Raw genomic sequence first — 14,853 nt, 5'->3', positions numbered from 1 at the left:
TAGAATTAAAACGTTGACGCTTGTATTGTGTTCAGTTTTCAAAGAACTTTTCAATCCGGCGCTCAAAAGCGACTTTTATAATATAACATTTATCATCATTTGGTGTCAACAACTTTTTTAAAGACCATTTTCTCTCTTTAAAGTTTTGACTCAATCAATCACGTTGTCGTGATGACTTAATCTATATTATCAGCCTCCCGTTCATTTTACAATACTTTTAAACATGGTAATTAATGGTAAAAAGAGACTCATCCAAAACAGGACGAATCTCTTCTTATATATATGTTTATTGTTTTTGATAGCGTAAAACAGGTTTTCTTGCTGCTAAAGTTTCATCTAGTCTACTCACAACTGTTGTGTGTGGAGCCTCTTGAACGATTTCTGGTTTTTCTTCTGCTTCTTTAGCAATTTGGATCATTGCTCCAATGAATGAATCCAGCGTTTCTTTTGATTCTGTTTCAGTTGGTTCAATCATCATACATTCCTCAACATTTAGCGGGAAGTAGATTGTTGGTGGATGATAGCCAAAATCGAGTAATCGTTTTGCAATATCTAATGTACGGACACCTAATTTCTTTTGACGTCTACCTGATAATACGAACTCGTGCTTACAGTGTTTATCATATGGAAGGTCAAAATATGGTGCCAGACGACGCATCATGTAGTTTGCATTGATAACCGCATTTTCAGTTACAGCTTTAAGTCCATCTGGACCCATTGAACGAATGTACGTATATGCACGAACATTAATTCCAAAGTTTCCATAGAAAGGTTTTACGCGTCCAATTGATTGTGGACGGTTATAATTAAATTGATAACCTTCCTCTGTTTTAACAAGAACAGGTTTTGGCAGGTATGGAATTAAATCTTCCTTTACTCCAACAGGACCTGAACCAGGGCCCCCACCACCATGTGGGCCAGTAAAGGTTTTGTGTAGGTTTAAGTGAACGACGTCAAATCCCATGTCTCCAGGGCGAGCCTTACTTAATACTGCGTTCAAGTTTGCACCGTCATAATATACTTTACCACCAGCAGAGTGGATGATTTCTGTCATTTCTAAGATATTTTCTTCAAACAGACCAAGAGTATTAGGATTTGTTAACATCAATGCGGCAGTATCTGGTCCAACTACCCGGCGTAAATCTTCTAAATCTACTAGTCCGTCTTCACCAGATTTTACAGTAATCGTTTCAAATCCTGCTACTGTTGCAGATGCTGGGTTTGTACCGTGAGCTGAGTCTGGTACGATAACTTTTGTACGAGCTGAATCCTTGTTTGCTTCATGATATGCACGGATCATCATCAATCCAGTCCACTCACCATGCGCACCTGCCGCTGGTTGAAGGGTTACTTCATCCATTCCTGTAATTTCTTTTAGATGCTCTTGGAGGTCATACATAAGCTCCATTGCACCTTGGACTGTACTTTCGTCTTGTAAAGGATGAATATGAGCAAATCCATTGTAACGCGCAACATTTTCATTAATTTTTGGATTGTATTTCATTGTACATGATCCTAATGGATAAAATCCTGAATCCACCCCGTGATTTCGTTTAGATAAAGCCGTATAATGACGCATGATATCTAATTCCGATACTTCTGGTAACTCTGGCTCCTCAACACGAAGATAGTCACTAGGGATCACTTCATCAATATTTATCTCAGGAACGTCTAATTCTGGCAAACTATAACCGATTCGCCCTGGCTTTGATAGTTCAAAAATTAATGGTTGATCTTGCTTATTCATGGCTATCCCCCAATTCTTTAACAAGAGTATCAATCTCTTCTTTTGTACGTAACTCAGTTACTGCCACTAACATATACCCCTCAAACTCTGGGTAATCACGGCCTAAATCGTATCCACCGATTATTCCTTTTTCTATTAAGCGAGCATTTACTTCTTTTAATGATTTACCTACTTTTACGACAAACTCATTAAAGAATGGTCCTTCAAATGGTATTTCAAAACCATTTGCCTTAAATTGTTGCTTTGCGTAATAGGCTTTTTGGATATTTTGAGTTGCAATTTCTTTTACACCTTTTTTACCTAACGCTGTCATCGCAACAGATGCTGCTAATGCGTTTAAAGCTTGGTTTGAACAGATGTTTGAAGTCGCTTTGTCACGACGGATATGTTGTTCACGGGCTTGAAGTGTTAATACAAAGCCACGTTTTCCTTCTTCATCAACTGTTTGACCAACTAGGCGTCCAGGAACTTTACGCATTAATTTTGTTGTAACTGCGAAATATCCACAGTGAGGCCCGCCAAATGCAGCTGGAATTCCGAATGGCTGTGCATCCCCAACAACAATATCAGCACCAAGTTTCCCTGGAGGTGTTAAAGCACCAAGTGCTAATGGATTACTTGATACAACAAACATGCTTTTACCAGTATGAGCAACTGCTTCAATTTCTTTTAATGGTTCAATTTGACCGAAGAAATTTGGATATTGAACAATGACACACGCTACATCGTTATCCATTAAAGAGTTTAGTGCGTCTACGTCGGTTAAACCATTCTTTGTTGGGACTTCGACTACCTCAATGTATTGGCCCTTTGCATATGTTTCAAGGACATGTCTTGATTCTGGATGAACACCTTTAGAAACAAGCACCTTTTTCTTTTTGGTATGACCAGACGCTAGCATTGCTGCCTCTGCAAGAGCAGTCCCGCCATCATACATGGAAGAGTTTGCTACATCCATTCCTGTTAGCTCACAAATCATAGTTTGGAATTCAAAAATAGCTTGAAGCTCACCTTGTGAAATTTCAGGTTGATACGGTGTATATGCTGTATAAAACTCTGAACGCGATAGAACATGATCAACAATCACTGGCATGTAGTGATCGTATACACCGGCTCCTAAGAATGAAGCATTGTGACGTAGATCAGCATTCTTTGCAGCAAGTACAGAAAGTTCTTTCATTAAAGCAGGCTCTGATTTTGCCTTCTTAATATTGTATTCGCCTTTAAATCGAACACTTTCTGGAATATCACTAAAAAGCTCATCGACTGTTGAAACGCCGATTGCTTGAAGCATTTCGTTTTTATCTTGTTCCGTCATTGGTAAATAACGATGTTTCATGAATGTACCCCTTTCCCTAATCCATTTATTTTTTTGGGCGCTTATAAAATGGTGTTGCTACAACAACCGCTTTAAGGAGTCTTTTTCGAACTTGAACTTCAACTTCTGTTCCGAGTTCGGCATGTTCAGATTTAATAAGGACTAAACCAATGTTTTTTTGAAGGGTTGGTGATTGTGTTCCTGTCGTCACTTCACCCACTTGCTCGTCACCTATATAAACCTCATAGCCATGACGAGGAATTCCCTTATCAATCATTTTGATTCCAACAATTTTTCGAGGAGCTCCTTCTTCTTTTTGCTGTTTCAATACCTCTTTCCCAATAAAGTCAGCTTCTTTATTTGGCTTCACCGCGAAACCGATACCAGCCTCAATTGGAGAGATATCTTTAGATAATTCTTGTCCGTATAGTGCAAGATTTGCTTCAAAGCGCAATGTGTCACGTGCACCTAAACCACAAGGTAATACCCCTTCTGGTTTTCCTGCGTCTAAGATGGCATTCCATAAGAAAGGAGTATCTTCAGCTTGGCAATAGACTTCAAAGCCATCTTCTCCTGTATAGCCAGTTCTTGAAACAAGTGTTTTCTTACCAGCAATTTCAACTTCGTCTTGGAATTTAAAAAATTTGATGTCACTTAAATTTGTATTTGTGAGTTTCTGTAATACTTTTTCAGCAAGTGGTCCTTGAAGTGCAAGTTGTCCGATTTCGTTTGAAATGTTCACTACTTCCACATCCCCAAAGACATGCTCTTTTAACCATTCATAATCTTTATCTGTATTCGAGGCATTCACGACTAGTAAATAGTGTTCATCGGATTTTTTATAGATAAGTAGGTCATCGATTGTTCCACCATTTTCATAGCACATCGCGGTGTACTGCGTTGCACCATTCTTGATTATTGAAACATCATTCGTCATCATTTTTTGAAGATACGCTAGGCTATCCTTTCCTTTCACATCAATTTCACCCATGTGGGAAACATCAAAAAGTCCTGCTTTTGTACGAACCGCTTCGTGTTCTTCTTTAATGCTTGAGAATTGGACAGGGAGGTCCCATCCACCAAAATCAATTGTTTTGGCGCCATGCTTTTGATACTCATCAAATAATGGTGTTCGTTTTAATTCAGTCAACTCGATTCCTCCTTCACATTTCAACATTTAATTAGCATTTGGGTTTTCGCTACGAAACCAAAAGATTCTGAAAATGCAAAAAAGGACAGTTAAACTCCACAGTTGTGTGAAGTCTCTGTCCTTGCACCTGAAAGTTTACCTAAACTGTAGTTCAAAAGCTTGAACTGTACTATTAGGTTTGCCCCTTTGGTGGCCGCATATCGGCTCTCTCCAGAGTTGCGTCGAACAAGAGTCTTTTTGCCTGAGAGATTCACAATTGGCTTGCTTGCTCCTTCGGCGCTACAAAAATGTAGTCTCTCCCCTTGTTGTCATTCGCGGTTTTCATATTTTTCATTTTTTTGGTAATACTAACGAAACGACTATGGAAAATTTAACATGTCCAGCCCAAAAGCTTACATTTTATTCATTAAGATAAAACGCTTAACCTCTCTAAAAAACTAGGAGAAGCGTTATCGAACTATCTTCATCCTACCATCATCCAGAGAATTGGGCAATATTTTATTTTCTTAACATTAATATATTTTTTCAATTAAACGTTCGGGTTTTATAAAAGAGTTCACTTTCTTCTATATAAATACCATACTCAACTAAGAAAGGACTGTGAATAGATGAATGTCGACTTTGAATTTGATCAGTCGTGGCAAGGTGACTTTTTGCAGAGAATTGACGATGACGGTCCTTGGGCGAACTGGGAGTTATATAAACTTGCATACGAAGTTGAAAAACACCAGTCGATACCTGAATTCGAGGGTCTTCAGGCTCCTAAGCATTTACCGCAGCTAACACCACTTCCACATCAGCTTGAGGTTGCAAAGCAAGTGGTTGAAAAAATGAATGGAAAAGCGATTTTAGCAGATGAGGTTGGGCTAGGAAAAACCATTGAAGCCGGCCTGATTTTAAAAGAATATATGATTCGTGGTCTTGTGAAGAAAGTATTGATTCTTGTTCCAGCATCTCTTGTATCTCAATGGGCTTCGGAATTAAATCAAAAGTTTTATATTCCTGCGGTTCAACAGAAAAAGAGCTATATGTGGGAACAATATGATGTCATCGTTTCTTCCATAGATACGGCAAAAAGAAGCCCTCATCGGGAAATTGTATATAAGCAAGATTACGATTTGATCATCATTGATGAAGCTCACAAGCTTAAAAATAACAAAACGAAAAACTATGAATTTGTTCAAAATCTAAAAAAGAAATTTTGTTTACTATTAACAGCAACCCCGATTCAAAACAGAGTTGATGAGATATTTAATCTTGTATCATTACTAAAGCCTGGGCACTTAGGTAATCAGGAGAATTTTGAGGAATTATTCGGGAAAAAGAGGCGCTCAATCGATGATCATGAGCATTTGAAAGAACTGGTTAATAAAGTAATGATTCGAAATCGCCGAGATGATACGGGGATTGAGTGGACAAAACGTAAGGTTGAAACCGTTCCGATTGAGTTCTCAGAAACAGAACAGGAGTTATATAATGCAATTTCTGCTTATCGATCTAGCTTATCAGGCTTTGCATCGAGTATGTTTTCGATTTTAACATTGCAAAGAGAAGCTTGTAGTAGTCGTGAGGCCGTCTATTTCACATTGAAAAAGATGCTTGAGAAGAAAAATGAAGATGGCAGTGCTGCGGTCCCTGAGGATATGGTCTTAGGGCTTATGAAAAAGGTCGAACAGGTCAATCAAAATACAAAGGCTGAAAAAGCAGTTGAGTTAATTAAACAAATTGATGATAAAGTCATCATTTTTACTGAGTATCGTGCGACACAAATGTACTTGCAATGGTTCCTCCAGCAAAATGGCATTTCATCTGTTCCATTTAGAGGTGGATTCAAACGTGGGAAAAAAGATTGGATGAGAGAATTGTTTAAAGGAAAATTCCAAGTTTTGATTGCTACTGAAGCCGGTGGCGAAGGTATTAACTTGCAATTTTGTAACCATATTATCAATTATGATCTTCCTTGGAATCCGATGCGACTTGAGCAACGTATTGGTCGTATTCATCGACTAGGTCAGGAAAAAGATGTTCATATTTACAATTTTGCAACAAAGAACACAGTTGAAGAGCATATTCTAAAGCTTTTATATGAAAAAATTAATCTGTTCGAGCGTGTTATTGGGCAGTTGGATGATATCTTAACACGGCTTGATCTTGGAAATATTGAAGACCATATTCAAGACATTATGCTTCGGTCTCGGAGTGAGGGCGAAATGAAAATTAAGATGGAGAATTTAACATCGATTATCAGTTTTGAAGAACAAAACGGGGGTGAGCAGCGTGCAGCAACAGGAAATCGTTAATTTTCTAGAAAAATATTTTGTATCCAACCATTGTGAAATACTTGAACGGCATCCTGGTTATATGACCGTGCAATTGACAATCGACTTAGATAAGCAACTCATGAACCGCCCCTTCTATTGGACGTATGTGGAAAAAACAGGCGGAGAACCGAATCCAATGAAGCTTACGTTAATTACAGACCGGGACCAAACGCCCGATCATGTAAAGGGTGACTTTATCCATTTCGGAGCACCCCGCTTGCATCAAATTTTTGAATCAACGAAAAAGCTAGCAAGCTATATTCGGTTGTACCAACAAATACCACCAGGGGCCCAAGGGAATACACCTCTTTACCCATGGCTCGGGATAAATGTGAAGGTTTCCTATAAGAGTGATCGTAAGCGCGATGTGTTGATGTCACTTGGCTTACAACTTATTAACGGAATCATAGTGGAGGATTTTCAGGAAAAACTTGAAAAGCTTCCACTTACTCCTAAAATTCCAGATTTAACATACACGATGTCACCGCTTGTAAAACCACAAAGTGGCGTCAATCGTCTCCAGCAATATGTGAGAGGGTATGTGGAATCACAGAATCATGCATGGGCAGAAGAAGCAAGAAAGCGCTGGGACGAGGATTTAACTTTGTTAGATGCCTTTTACGAGGGGATTGACGAAAAACCAGAAAGCTATGAAATTGAAAAAGAAGCACTAAGGGACCAATACGAACCGAAAGTCCTTGTCGAAATTATCAATGGTGGATTGTTTTATCTTTGTCAAAATACGATGTAACATAGGCCTATCCTCATTTTTGGGGGTAGGTTACATTTTTTTAGGCTTTTTTTAAAATAATCGTTCGACAAATACCCTTCCATTTTTTGGTGTTTTTACAAAAATCCTCATTGGAATGATGTGATGTATTCCCCTCCCTTACTACCTTGTTAACAAATCATAGGTCTTTCTCCCTATCCTTCGAGTTCATTCTACATAAACAGAAAAAAGCGGACCTTTTTCGATATACAGGACAAGCAATTGTTTATGTTTTATAAATATTTTGACATCGACAGTTTTTTACAGAAAGCTTGATAATCATGCTTTATACTTCAAAGAGTAATACAAAGGTTCTATACATACATGGACTAACGTGTTAGGTCAGTCAGCTAGGTTCGAACAGACAAAGGCAAACCTATTGAAAAATGGGGACGCAAAGTCACAGGTCTAAGGTTGGAGATTTCAATTATGATGGCTGGACTGCCTGGAATACTATTGTATTTTGGGAGGGTATTGGAAAGTATGACACAATTAAAAAACGAAACACTCGATCAGGAATGGGTAGACCTAATTTTAGAAGCACTAGATATGGGAATTAGTGTGAACGAAATCAAAGCATTCTTCGCAGAAAAAGCTGACGGATTTGACTCGATGATTGGATAAAGAACAGTGAAACCCACTCCTACTTGGGAAAAACACATTTTCTTGCAATATTTTTGATTAAATCGTTCGTCATACAAAACAATTTTCTTCATTTTATGTTATAATCATGAATGGAGGAAGGTGGATTTTATGATTGGTCAACGTATCAAACAATACCGTTTGCAAAGAAAATTATCCTTATCTGAATTAGCTGATAGAGCAGGGGTTGCGAAATCATATTTAAGTTCAATTGAACGCAACCTTCAATCAAATCCTTCTATTCAATTTTTAGAGAAAATCTCTGCGGTCCTTGGGGTATCTGTGAATACTCTACTCCATGATGAGGATCACGAAGTTCAAATAGAAGATCTTGATTCTGATTGGGCCCAACTTGTACAAGAAGCAATGAAATCCGGGGTTTCAAAGGATGAGTTTAAGGCATTCTTAGAATTTAACAAATGGAAAAATACGAACAATAAATAAAAAAGCACTTCAGGAGAGTGAAAAATTCTTCTCTTGAAGGGCTTTTTTATTTTATAGGGAGATATTCTTTTTGAGTGCGGTAATTCCTCTTAAAAACTTGCCTACCCTTGATTGTTTCTGATTAAAATACTTTTTGTGGATGATATAGGATACAACAATGACGCCTATCGAATCTTTTACCAAATCGATAAACGAAAACGATCTGAACGGTACAAAATATTGATGGATCTCATCCAGCGCTCCATATAAAACCGAGATTATAAACAGCAGAATTTCTATCTTAAGCGAAAGCTTTCCAAAGGTCAGGAAAGCCATCACCAATAAGGCATATAAAATAGCAAACTGAAAAAGGTGACCAATTTCGAGTGCAGCTCCTAGCAGATAATATAATTGTATACCAATTTGGTCGTCTATATCCTCAAATTTGCTAGGATTAAAATGACTTGATTGTAACCATATCCAAAGCATATATACAACTGGTAATATTCCTAAAATAAAGCGAATGATATATAAGTACATAAAAACCTACCTTTACCTTCAAACAATGTACTTCGTTACAATCATGTCCTGATTCTTATTTGTTTAAACTTGCCTACCCCCTCTTCGCCAAATTAATAAAAATGGTCGTAATGGAAAATACAAAAAATGCAGTTTCTTAGGTAATGGCAATGTTTCCTTGTCCATATAATAAGGATGCAATGTACTTAAAATAAACATAAACTTTTGTTGGATTGACATAAGCGAAAATAAATGACGTGAATGATATTTTGAAATGTCCTGGGGGACTGGGTTTGTATGCAAATTAATCATTCTTTCAATATAAAAAATTGCTTGCTGGCCTAATAATTGACTTCTAGTGCTTTTTATGAATGGCTTCATCTCTTTCGTTATTTTTGTTTTCGATAAATTAGACGAAAGAATCAAGGCTTGCCCCGCTATATGTGTAGCTTTATATTTTTGTAATAAACTTCGAAGTCGTGGCCAATGAAGATCTTTTTGAACTAGCATATGGATATCAAATAGCCAGCGTAACCTGGACCAACCATGCCTAGCTCCATGTGTTACTAAAAATAAAAATAAGTCCTCACTACCTAAAATATAAACTGTATACTTCGTAATCGTACTTACTCTTTTTCGATCCCATAACTCTTTAAAGCTTGGTTCTTTTGTTGGAGCAGGATTTAGCCTCCAATGTATTTCAAGCTTTATCCCCTTTTTCGGATGAAAATAAGTAAAATGATGATGTCTCCACTTCCAATCATTCAGCACTGATTGAATATATTCGTCCTTTATATAGCCTTCTTCAATTAGAAGTTGTTCCGCCCTATCCAACTCTCCAATCGGGATAAGAACATCTAAGTCACCAGAGGTGCGTAGAGAAATATCACCATAAAGCTCTGTAGCAAGTACGGGACCTTTTAAAAACAAAGGAGAGATTCCATTTGATATAAACAATTTACTCACATACTCCATTTGTCCACAAAGATGCAGCATCTGAAACGTATTTTTTTGATAATAATGCGAAATCGAGTTTAAGACTTTCGTTGGGACTTTACTCTTTTCTAATAATTTAATCTTTGAATATAAAAGTGGATATAGACGGTGGTGAAGAATCAATTTATGAAAGTGATCCCAGTCCATTTGATCAAGGGATTTCTTATATTTTTCCGTAATATCAGTTGCGGTTTCCATTTTAATAACATCTAATAGAAAGATAAGTTCCTTAGGAACCTTTGAAACATCAAGTTGATAAATGTTGTTCATTTCGATCTTCCTTGAAATCATTATTACGAACTCCTTTTGCAAACATGCCGACAACCGTGAACTTCTCCATTCCCTCAGAACCGGATACGTAAAAGTTGCCACTTCGCAACCATGCGTGTGCAATCATACTCCCCTTCTCATCCCTTGCAGTACCGAGATAAAGAGTACTCTCGATGTGTCGTCTTTCAAGCATTTTCATCCCAGCAATCGCTTTTTAACAAGACATTGACTCTCCCAAAACGTATAGTTACTCATAATCCGAATTGCGTTTGCAACATTTTTTAATTCCTTCATATTAGAAACATTTTTCTTATAAGATGTTTCCTTCAAAGCCACCCCTAAAGTAGGTGCAACTTTTGCAAATGGCAATGCTTTTAAAATACGACCCAAGGCTAAATAAAATTAAGCTTCTATTAAAATCACTTTCGTAGCAAAATCAAGAGTAAAAAACGCCTTAATTCTTTTAATAATTTTCATGTCACCTCTTATTTCAATTCAATTAGTTTTTCATTATATAAGTGTTCAAGAAAAGAAAGTACTTCCTCTTCACATTCAGTTTGGATCACATCGTACTCATTGACTAAAGAAGAAATCACTTCATTTACAGATTTAGGGCTCTCAATAAGATCCCAGATCTCTCCGCCAATTTCTCCTAAGTTATAATACTTTCCATTTTGAACACTCAACATTACCTTTTCTTCGCCCATGTTACTTACGATGTTGCCTTCGGATTGTGAAATGATATTATTTAATGAAAATGTTTGGTTTGTTAGCATTTTGGTTCCTCCTATAATTTACGTTCTTTTTAAAGAACATTATAAACTAAGTCCTACATTGTGTAAATACTTTCAAGTCATTTCCCTTTTTTAATTTTCTTTATTAAGAATATATGGGTTTTTAAAACGATAAATTAATTGTTAGGAATTGTCGAATGATAATTCTTTAAAACGAACATTTTATATTTTATAATGAAACAGATAGTAATATCTACGGACATTGTTGTTAAAAAGAGTTTCAATTTCGCTGTTCTTTATAGTAAACAAATTTATTTTAGTAGGAGCTGGTAATTATGAAAAATGAAAATAAAAATGATCGACCGTTGGTCCTAAGTCATCAACCAATCAGATTCGAAACGGCTAAAAGTTGGAACCCCGCAAGTGAAATAGGCAATATCCCTCATAATAAAAAAGAACCTGAAGGAGGACATCCTGTAGGCCCTGAGAATCCTGGGAATGGAGGAATTCCTCCAGGAAGAGGACCAGGAGGACCACCAGGAAAAAATTAGTAATTGAATGACTAAATATAATTTAATGAAGGAAGTAGGTCCTTTACTACCTTCATTAAATAGAGTCAGAGGAGATTATAAAGTGATTGGTTTAACTATTTGTGTTGGCGAACATTTAATTAAGGTAAAAAGTGAATCTATAAGGGTAATAAATATTATTGAGAGGGACTTTATTTCCAACATAGAAACAATAAAGCCACCAGATTTATATATTGAAATCTTTGAAGGCTATGGAACATCTTTTTTAAACTTTGATGTTGAAATCAGAGAATTAGGGAATAGCATCCGTTATAAACGGGCTGACTATTTAATTCATGTAGATTCTATTTTTAAAAATGCAAAAGTTTATGTTTATGACGAGCTAGCTTTACAACATGCTTTATTAAATTTATATAGTTCCTTTATAGTTCATAATAATTGGGGGTTACTATTACATTCCTCATGTATAAAGGATAATGGAAAAGCTCACATTTTCTCCGGTCATTCTGGAGCCGGTAAATCAACAGCCGCTCGCTTATCTCAACCAAAAGAGCTCTTATCCGATGAGGCCACAATAGTCAAAATAACACAAAATGAGATTTTAGCTTTTAACTCACCATTCAATAGTGAACTAGAATCAAACTGTAAGGAATATTGCTTACCATTAGGAAGTATCCAAATACTTCATCAATCATTACAAAATAACCGAATTCAATTGAAGAAAGCTGAGGGAATGTTTCAACTAATCGACAAAGTTTTTTTCTGGGAGCATTCCCATCACGAAACGAAAAGAATTTTAAACTTACTGAAAACCTTAGTTAACTCTGTGCCAATATATGATTTACATTTTCAAAAAAATGATACGTTTTGGGAGTTGATCTCTTAATGAGCAAGTACATTAAAAAAAGTAATTACGACAACACTCAATTAGATGATGAGTGGATCATATTAAACACAGATAATTATACAATCACCAAGGTAAATGAAATGGGTGGCTTTTGTTGGAAATTATTGGATAAATCCCAATCGTCTATCTCACTCCTTCAAAGGATAAAAGAAAACTATAATTCATCAACTACAGCCGAAGATGTTGAAATCTATTTACAACAATTAATTGATTGTGGATTGATCGAACATGCAGGTTAAAAGTTCCGAAATAGCTTTGTTTTCAAATCTGATAAGGAAATACGGTACAATTGACCTCCCTTCCAAAGGGATGAGCATGTATCCATTCATTAAGGAAGATGATATTTGCAGTTTTTCTGTTTGTAACCCTTCCCTATTAAAAAAAGGCGATGTTGTGTTATTTTTCCTTTCAAATGGGCAGCTTGTTGCACACAGATTTTATAAAAGTGCCTTTATGAATAATGAACAGCATTTTATCTTTAAAGGTGATACAAATCTTGCATATGATGATCCTGTGAAAGCAAATCAGATTCTTGGAAAACTAACAAATATAAACAGAAAAAATAAATCGAAAAAAATAACCAATCTCAAAAACATTTTTTGGACACAAATGATTATAATGTTGCCAAGTATATCTTATTTACTACAAGCTTATCTCTCTAGAAAGCAAGGAAACAAAGTACATATTCGGATATAAAAGTGGAGTGTTATCAATGAAGTTAAAGCAGAAGAACTTTTTATTATCTTTTAGACAGCTAATAAACATAAAAGATATTAAAAGAGCTACTTATCTACTAAAACCGTATATCATCAAACATAGGAAGGCTTATATAGGTCTCCTTTTCTTTTTATTAATCGATATATTTTTGACGGTTGCATTTGCCTGGTATATGGGGAATATTACCGATGCAGCGGTTCGCAGTGACTTTGAACTATTAAAATGGTTGGTTCCTCTAGGTATCGGCTTAACTATAATTAGTATTTCTTCCACATTTTTTTCAACATACTTTGAGACGTCTGCGACAAGCCCGGTAAAAAGAGACCTAAAAAATGACTTATTTAAACAAGTCTTGCTTCTTCCAACTAGTAAAACCTCGAATCATCACTCTGGGGAATTACTATCCCATTTTACAAATGACGTTCATAATATCGATGGTTTAATTGGAAGTAGTCTCATTGAATTCATAAGACTTCCTTTATTATTTATTGCTGCATTCATCTATTTAATTCAGATAAGTTGGCAATTAACCTTGCTTATCGTTTTAATTGCCCCTCTGGGATTATTTATAGGAGCATTTTTTGGACTTATCCTTCGAAAAAACAGCAGAAAAATACACAAATTGTATAGTGATATGAACACTTTACTTAATGAATCTTTTCAAGGGTTATCTGTAATCCGGTCGTTTACTTTAGAAAAGATATTTCATAGAAAATATGCGAAGCAAAACAACGATCTTTATAACTTAGAATTGCAAAACACAAAACTTCGGGGATGGTTTTATTCTATCTCACAGACAATCAGTTCGGTTGCCTATTTATTAAGCCTTTGTTTAGGGGCATATTTTGTATCGATTCAAGAAATTACAGTTGGCTCTTTATTTATTTTTCTAACACTGATGGGACATTTAATTTATCCCCTATCAGGTATTGCAGGTCTATGGGCGGGATTTCAACACTCGATAACCGCGATTGAACGAATTTCAAATGTACTAGATTACGAGCCGGAAACACATAATTTGCCGACGCATCAAATACCAAATAAAACTGGTCCTTCAATTAAGTTTAAAGATCTTTCATTTGGTTACGAGGAAGGCAAACAAGTTTTTAAAGATTTTAATCTAGATATTCCAGCAGGAAAAGTAATTGCGTTAGTTGGCCACAGTGGTGCTGGTAAAACGACATTATTTAATCTATTATTACGATTTTATAAGCCCCAGGAAGGTAAAATTATAATTGACGGAAAGTGTGCTGATGAACTATCAATTTCAGAAATAAGAAGTTCAATAGCCCTAGTACCACAAGAATCTTTCCTTTTCGATGGCACAATAAAAGAAAATTTACTTATTGCACGTCCTAATGTGACCGAAGCAGAAATGATTGAGGCAGCTCAAAACGCAAATATCCATGAATTTGTAATGACTTTACCTGAAGGTTATGACACCAAAATTGGAGAGCGTGGTGTGAAGTTATCGGGTGGGCAAAAACAACGCGTTGCAATAGCAAGAGCACTTCTTAAGGATTCTCCAATTTTATTACTAGACGAAGCCACTTCAGCTCTGGACAGTGAAACTGAATTTTATGTTAAAAGTGCACTGGAACGCTTAATGAAAAATAGAACGACATTGGTTATTGCCCATCGCTTATCCACTATCCAAAATGCAGACCTAATTGTAGTAATGAATGAAGGAAAAATTGTTCAAATAGGAAAACACGAACAATTATTAAAGGAAATGGGGCTTTATCACAATCTATATAAATCACAATTTGAAACTAAAGTGCCTGAGTTGTCATTAGTTTCAAGTTAACAA

15 protein-coding genes, 1 pseudogene and 2 riboswitches are annotated in these 14,853 nt (G+C 36.1%); of the genes and pseudogenes, 9 read left to right on the top strand and 7 right to left on the bottom strand.

The window, feature by feature from the left end:
* Positions 1–286: 286 nt before the first annotated feature.
* From gcvPB to gcvT, 3 genes are read right to left on the bottom strand one after another with little or no spacing between them, the layout of a single operon-like run.
* Complete coding sequence (gcvPB, locus tag V7138_RS06335; RefSeq protein WP_335395091.1) at positions 287–1,747, bottom strand: aminomethyl-transferring glycine dehydrogenase subunit GcvPB; 1,461 nt, start codon at positions 1,745–1,747, stop codon at positions 287–289.
* Positions 1,740–3,086: an aminomethyl-transferring glycine dehydrogenase subunit GcvPA gene (gene gcvPA, locus V7138_RS06330; protein ID WP_335395088.1), complete on the bottom strand. Its 1,347-nt coding sequence runs from the start codon at positions 3,084–3,086 to the stop codon at positions 1,740–1,742. The genes gcvPB and gcvPA overlap by 8 nt, the downstream gene beginning before the upstream one ends.
* 25 nt (positions 3,087–3,111) lie before the next feature.
* Positions 3,112–4,242 carry a glycine cleavage system aminomethyltransferase GcvT gene (gcvT, locus tag V7138_RS06325; RefSeq protein WP_335395085.1) on the bottom strand — a complete coding sequence of 377 codons (1,131 nt, stop codon included), beginning with the start codon at positions 4,240–4,242 and terminating at the stop codon, positions 3,112–3,114.
* A gap of 192 nt (positions 4,243–4,434) precedes the next feature.
* A riboswitch (glycine riboswitch) is annotated at positions 4,435–4,527 on the bottom strand.
* A gap of 296 nt (positions 4,528–4,823) precedes the next feature.
* Between gcvT and V7138_RS06320 the strand changes: the two genes are divergently transcribed.
* The 4 genes from V7138_RS06320 (at position 4,824) to V7138_RS06305 (ending at position 8,391) form a co-directional block, all read left to right on the top strand.
* Positions 4,824–6,515, top strand: coding sequence for a DEAD/DEAH box helicase (locus V7138_RS06320; RefSeq protein ID WP_335395082.1), 1,692 nt, complete (start codon positions 4,824–4,826; stop codon positions 6,513–6,515).
* Entirely contained in the window at positions 6,493–7,287 is a 795-nt protein-coding gene (locus V7138_RS06315) for a YqhG family protein (RefSeq protein ID WP_335395080.1), read from the top strand. The genes V7138_RS06320 and V7138_RS06315 overlap by 23 nt, the downstream gene beginning before the upstream one ends.
* Positions 7,288–7,664: 377 nt before the next feature.
* A riboswitch (cyclic di-GMP riboswitch) is annotated at positions 7,665–7,754 on the top strand.
* 34 nt (positions 7,755–7,788) lie between these two features.
* The gene (locus tag V7138_RS06310; protein ID WP_335395078.1) at positions 7,789–7,929 is read left to right on the top strand and encodes an anti-repressor SinI family protein; all 141 of its coding nucleotides are present in this window, start codon (positions 7,789–7,791) and stop codon (positions 7,927–7,929) included.
* A gap of 129 nt (positions 7,930–8,058) precedes the next feature.
* Positions 8,059–8,391, top strand: a complete 333-nt coding sequence (locus tag V7138_RS06305; protein ID WP_335395076.1) for a helix-turn-helix domain-containing protein — start codon at positions 8,059–8,061, stop codon at positions 8,389–8,391.
* Positions 8,392–8,442: 51 nt separating this feature from the next.
* Here the strand turns inward: V7138_RS06305 and V7138_RS06300 are convergent, their stop codons facing one another.
* The 4 genes and pseudogenes from V7138_RS06300 to V7138_RS06285 form a co-directional block, all read right to left on the bottom strand.
* Entirely contained in the window at positions 8,443–8,910 is a 468-nt protein-coding gene (locus V7138_RS06300; protein WP_335395074.1) for a VanZ family protein, read from the bottom strand.
* A gap of 63 nt (positions 8,911–8,973) precedes the next feature.
* Positions 8,974–10,155, bottom strand: coding sequence for a nucleotidyltransferase domain-containing protein (locus V7138_RS06295; RefSeq protein WP_335395097.1), 1,182 nt, complete (start codon positions 10,153–10,155; stop codon positions 8,974–8,976).
* A pseudogene (locus V7138_RS06290) lies at positions 10,133–10,545 on the bottom strand (lasso peptide biosynthesis B2 protein). The gene V7138_RS06295 and the pseudogene V7138_RS06290 overlap by 23 nt, the downstream one beginning before the upstream one ends.
* Before the next feature lie 95 nt (positions 10,546–10,640).
* Positions 10,641–10,931, bottom strand: a complete 291-nt coding sequence (locus V7138_RS06285) for a lasso peptide biosynthesis PqqD family chaperone (protein ID WP_335395073.1) — start codon at positions 10,929–10,931, stop codon at positions 10,641–10,643.
* 293 nt (positions 10,932–11,224) lie between these two features.
* On the opposite strand from V7138_RS06285, the gene V7138_RS06280 reads away from it, so the two are divergent.
* From V7138_RS06280 to V7138_RS06260, 5 genes are all read left to right on the top strand, one after another.
* Positions 11,225–11,440 (top strand): hypothetical protein, encoded by a 216-nt coding sequence (locus tag V7138_RS06280; protein WP_335395072.1) that lies wholly within the window; start codon positions 11,225–11,227, stop codon positions 11,438–11,440.
* An 82-nt stretch (positions 11,441–11,522) separates the two neighbouring features.
* Entirely contained in the window at positions 11,523–12,305 is a 783-nt protein-coding gene (locus V7138_RS06275) for a hypothetical protein (RefSeq protein ID WP_335395071.1), read from the top strand.
* Positions 12,305–12,565, top strand: a complete 261-nt coding sequence (locus V7138_RS06270) for a PqqD family protein (RefSeq protein WP_335395070.1) — start codon at positions 12,305–12,307, stop codon at positions 12,563–12,565. The genes V7138_RS06275 and V7138_RS06270 overlap by 1 nt, the downstream gene beginning before the upstream one ends.
* A complete protein-coding gene (locus tag V7138_RS06265; RefSeq protein ID WP_335395069.1) occupies positions 12,555–13,022 on the top strand; it encodes a S24/S26 family peptidase in 468 nt (155 codons plus the stop codon). The genes V7138_RS06270 and V7138_RS06265 overlap by 11 nt, the downstream gene beginning before the upstream one ends.
* A gap of 16 nt (positions 13,023–13,038) precedes the next feature.
* Entirely contained in the window at positions 13,039–14,850 is a 1,812-nt protein-coding gene (locus V7138_RS06260) for an ABC transporter ATP-binding protein (protein WP_335395066.1), read from the top strand.
* Positions 14,851–14,853: the final 3 nt, after the last annotated feature.

The sequence above is a fragment of the Bacillus sp. JJ1533 genome (genome assembly GCF_036965045.1).
GTDB lineage: Bacteria > Bacillota > Bacilli > Bacillales > Bacillaceae_L > Ferdinandcohnia.
Note: the sequence above shows the minus strand (reverse complement) of the source record. Positions and strands in the feature narration are given on the sequence as shown.

Excerpts from the sequence above, each read along its gene's own strand:
- V7138_RS06295 (WP_335395097.1), bottom strand. The coding sequence starts at position 10,155 with ATGAACAACATTTATCAACTTGATGTTTCAAAGGTTCCTAAGGAACTT.
- V7138_RS06265 (WP_335395069.1), top strand. The coding sequence starts at position 12,555 with ATGCAGGTTAAAAGTTCCGAAATAGCTTTGTTTTCAAATCTGATAAGG.
- V7138_RS06320 (WP_335395082.1), top strand. The coding sequence starts at position 4,824 with ATGAATGTCGACTTTGAATTTGATCAGTCGTGGCAAGGTGACTTTTTG.
- V7138_RS06285 (WP_335395073.1), bottom strand. The coding sequence starts at position 10,931 with ATGCTAACAAACCAAACATTTTCATTAAATAATATCATTTCACAATCC.
- gcvPB (WP_335395091.1), bottom strand. The coding sequence starts at position 1,747 with ATGAATAAGCAAGATCAACCATTAATTTTTGAACTATCAAAGCCAGGG.
- V7138_RS06270 (WP_335395070.1), top strand. The coding sequence starts at position 12,305 with ATGAGCAAGTACATTAAAAAAAGTAATTACGACAACACTCAATTAGAT.
- V7138_RS06310 (WP_335395078.1), top strand. The coding sequence starts at position 7,789 with ATGACACAATTAAAAAACGAAACACTCGATCAGGAATGGGTAGACCTA.
- V7138_RS06305 (WP_335395076.1), top strand. The coding sequence starts at position 8,059 with ATGATTGGTCAACGTATCAAACAATACCGTTTGCAAAGAAAATTATCC.
- gcvT (WP_335395085.1), bottom strand. The coding sequence starts at position 4,242 with ATGTTGAAATGTGAAGGAGGAATCGAGTTGACTGAATTAAAACGAACA.
- V7138_RS06300 (WP_335395074.1), bottom strand. The coding sequence starts at position 8,910 with ATGTACTTATATATCATTCGCTTTATTTTAGGAATATTACCAGTTGTA.
- V7138_RS06260 (WP_335395066.1), top strand. The coding sequence starts at position 13,039 with ATGAAGTTAAAGCAGAAGAACTTTTTATTATCTTTTAGACAGCTAATA.
- gcvPA (WP_335395088.1), bottom strand. The coding sequence starts at position 3,086 with ATGAAACATCGTTATTTACCAATGACGGAACAAGATAAAAACGAAATG.
- V7138_RS06280 (WP_335395072.1), top strand. The coding sequence starts at position 11,225 with ATGAAAAATGAAAATAAAAATGATCGACCGTTGGTCCTAAGTCATCAA.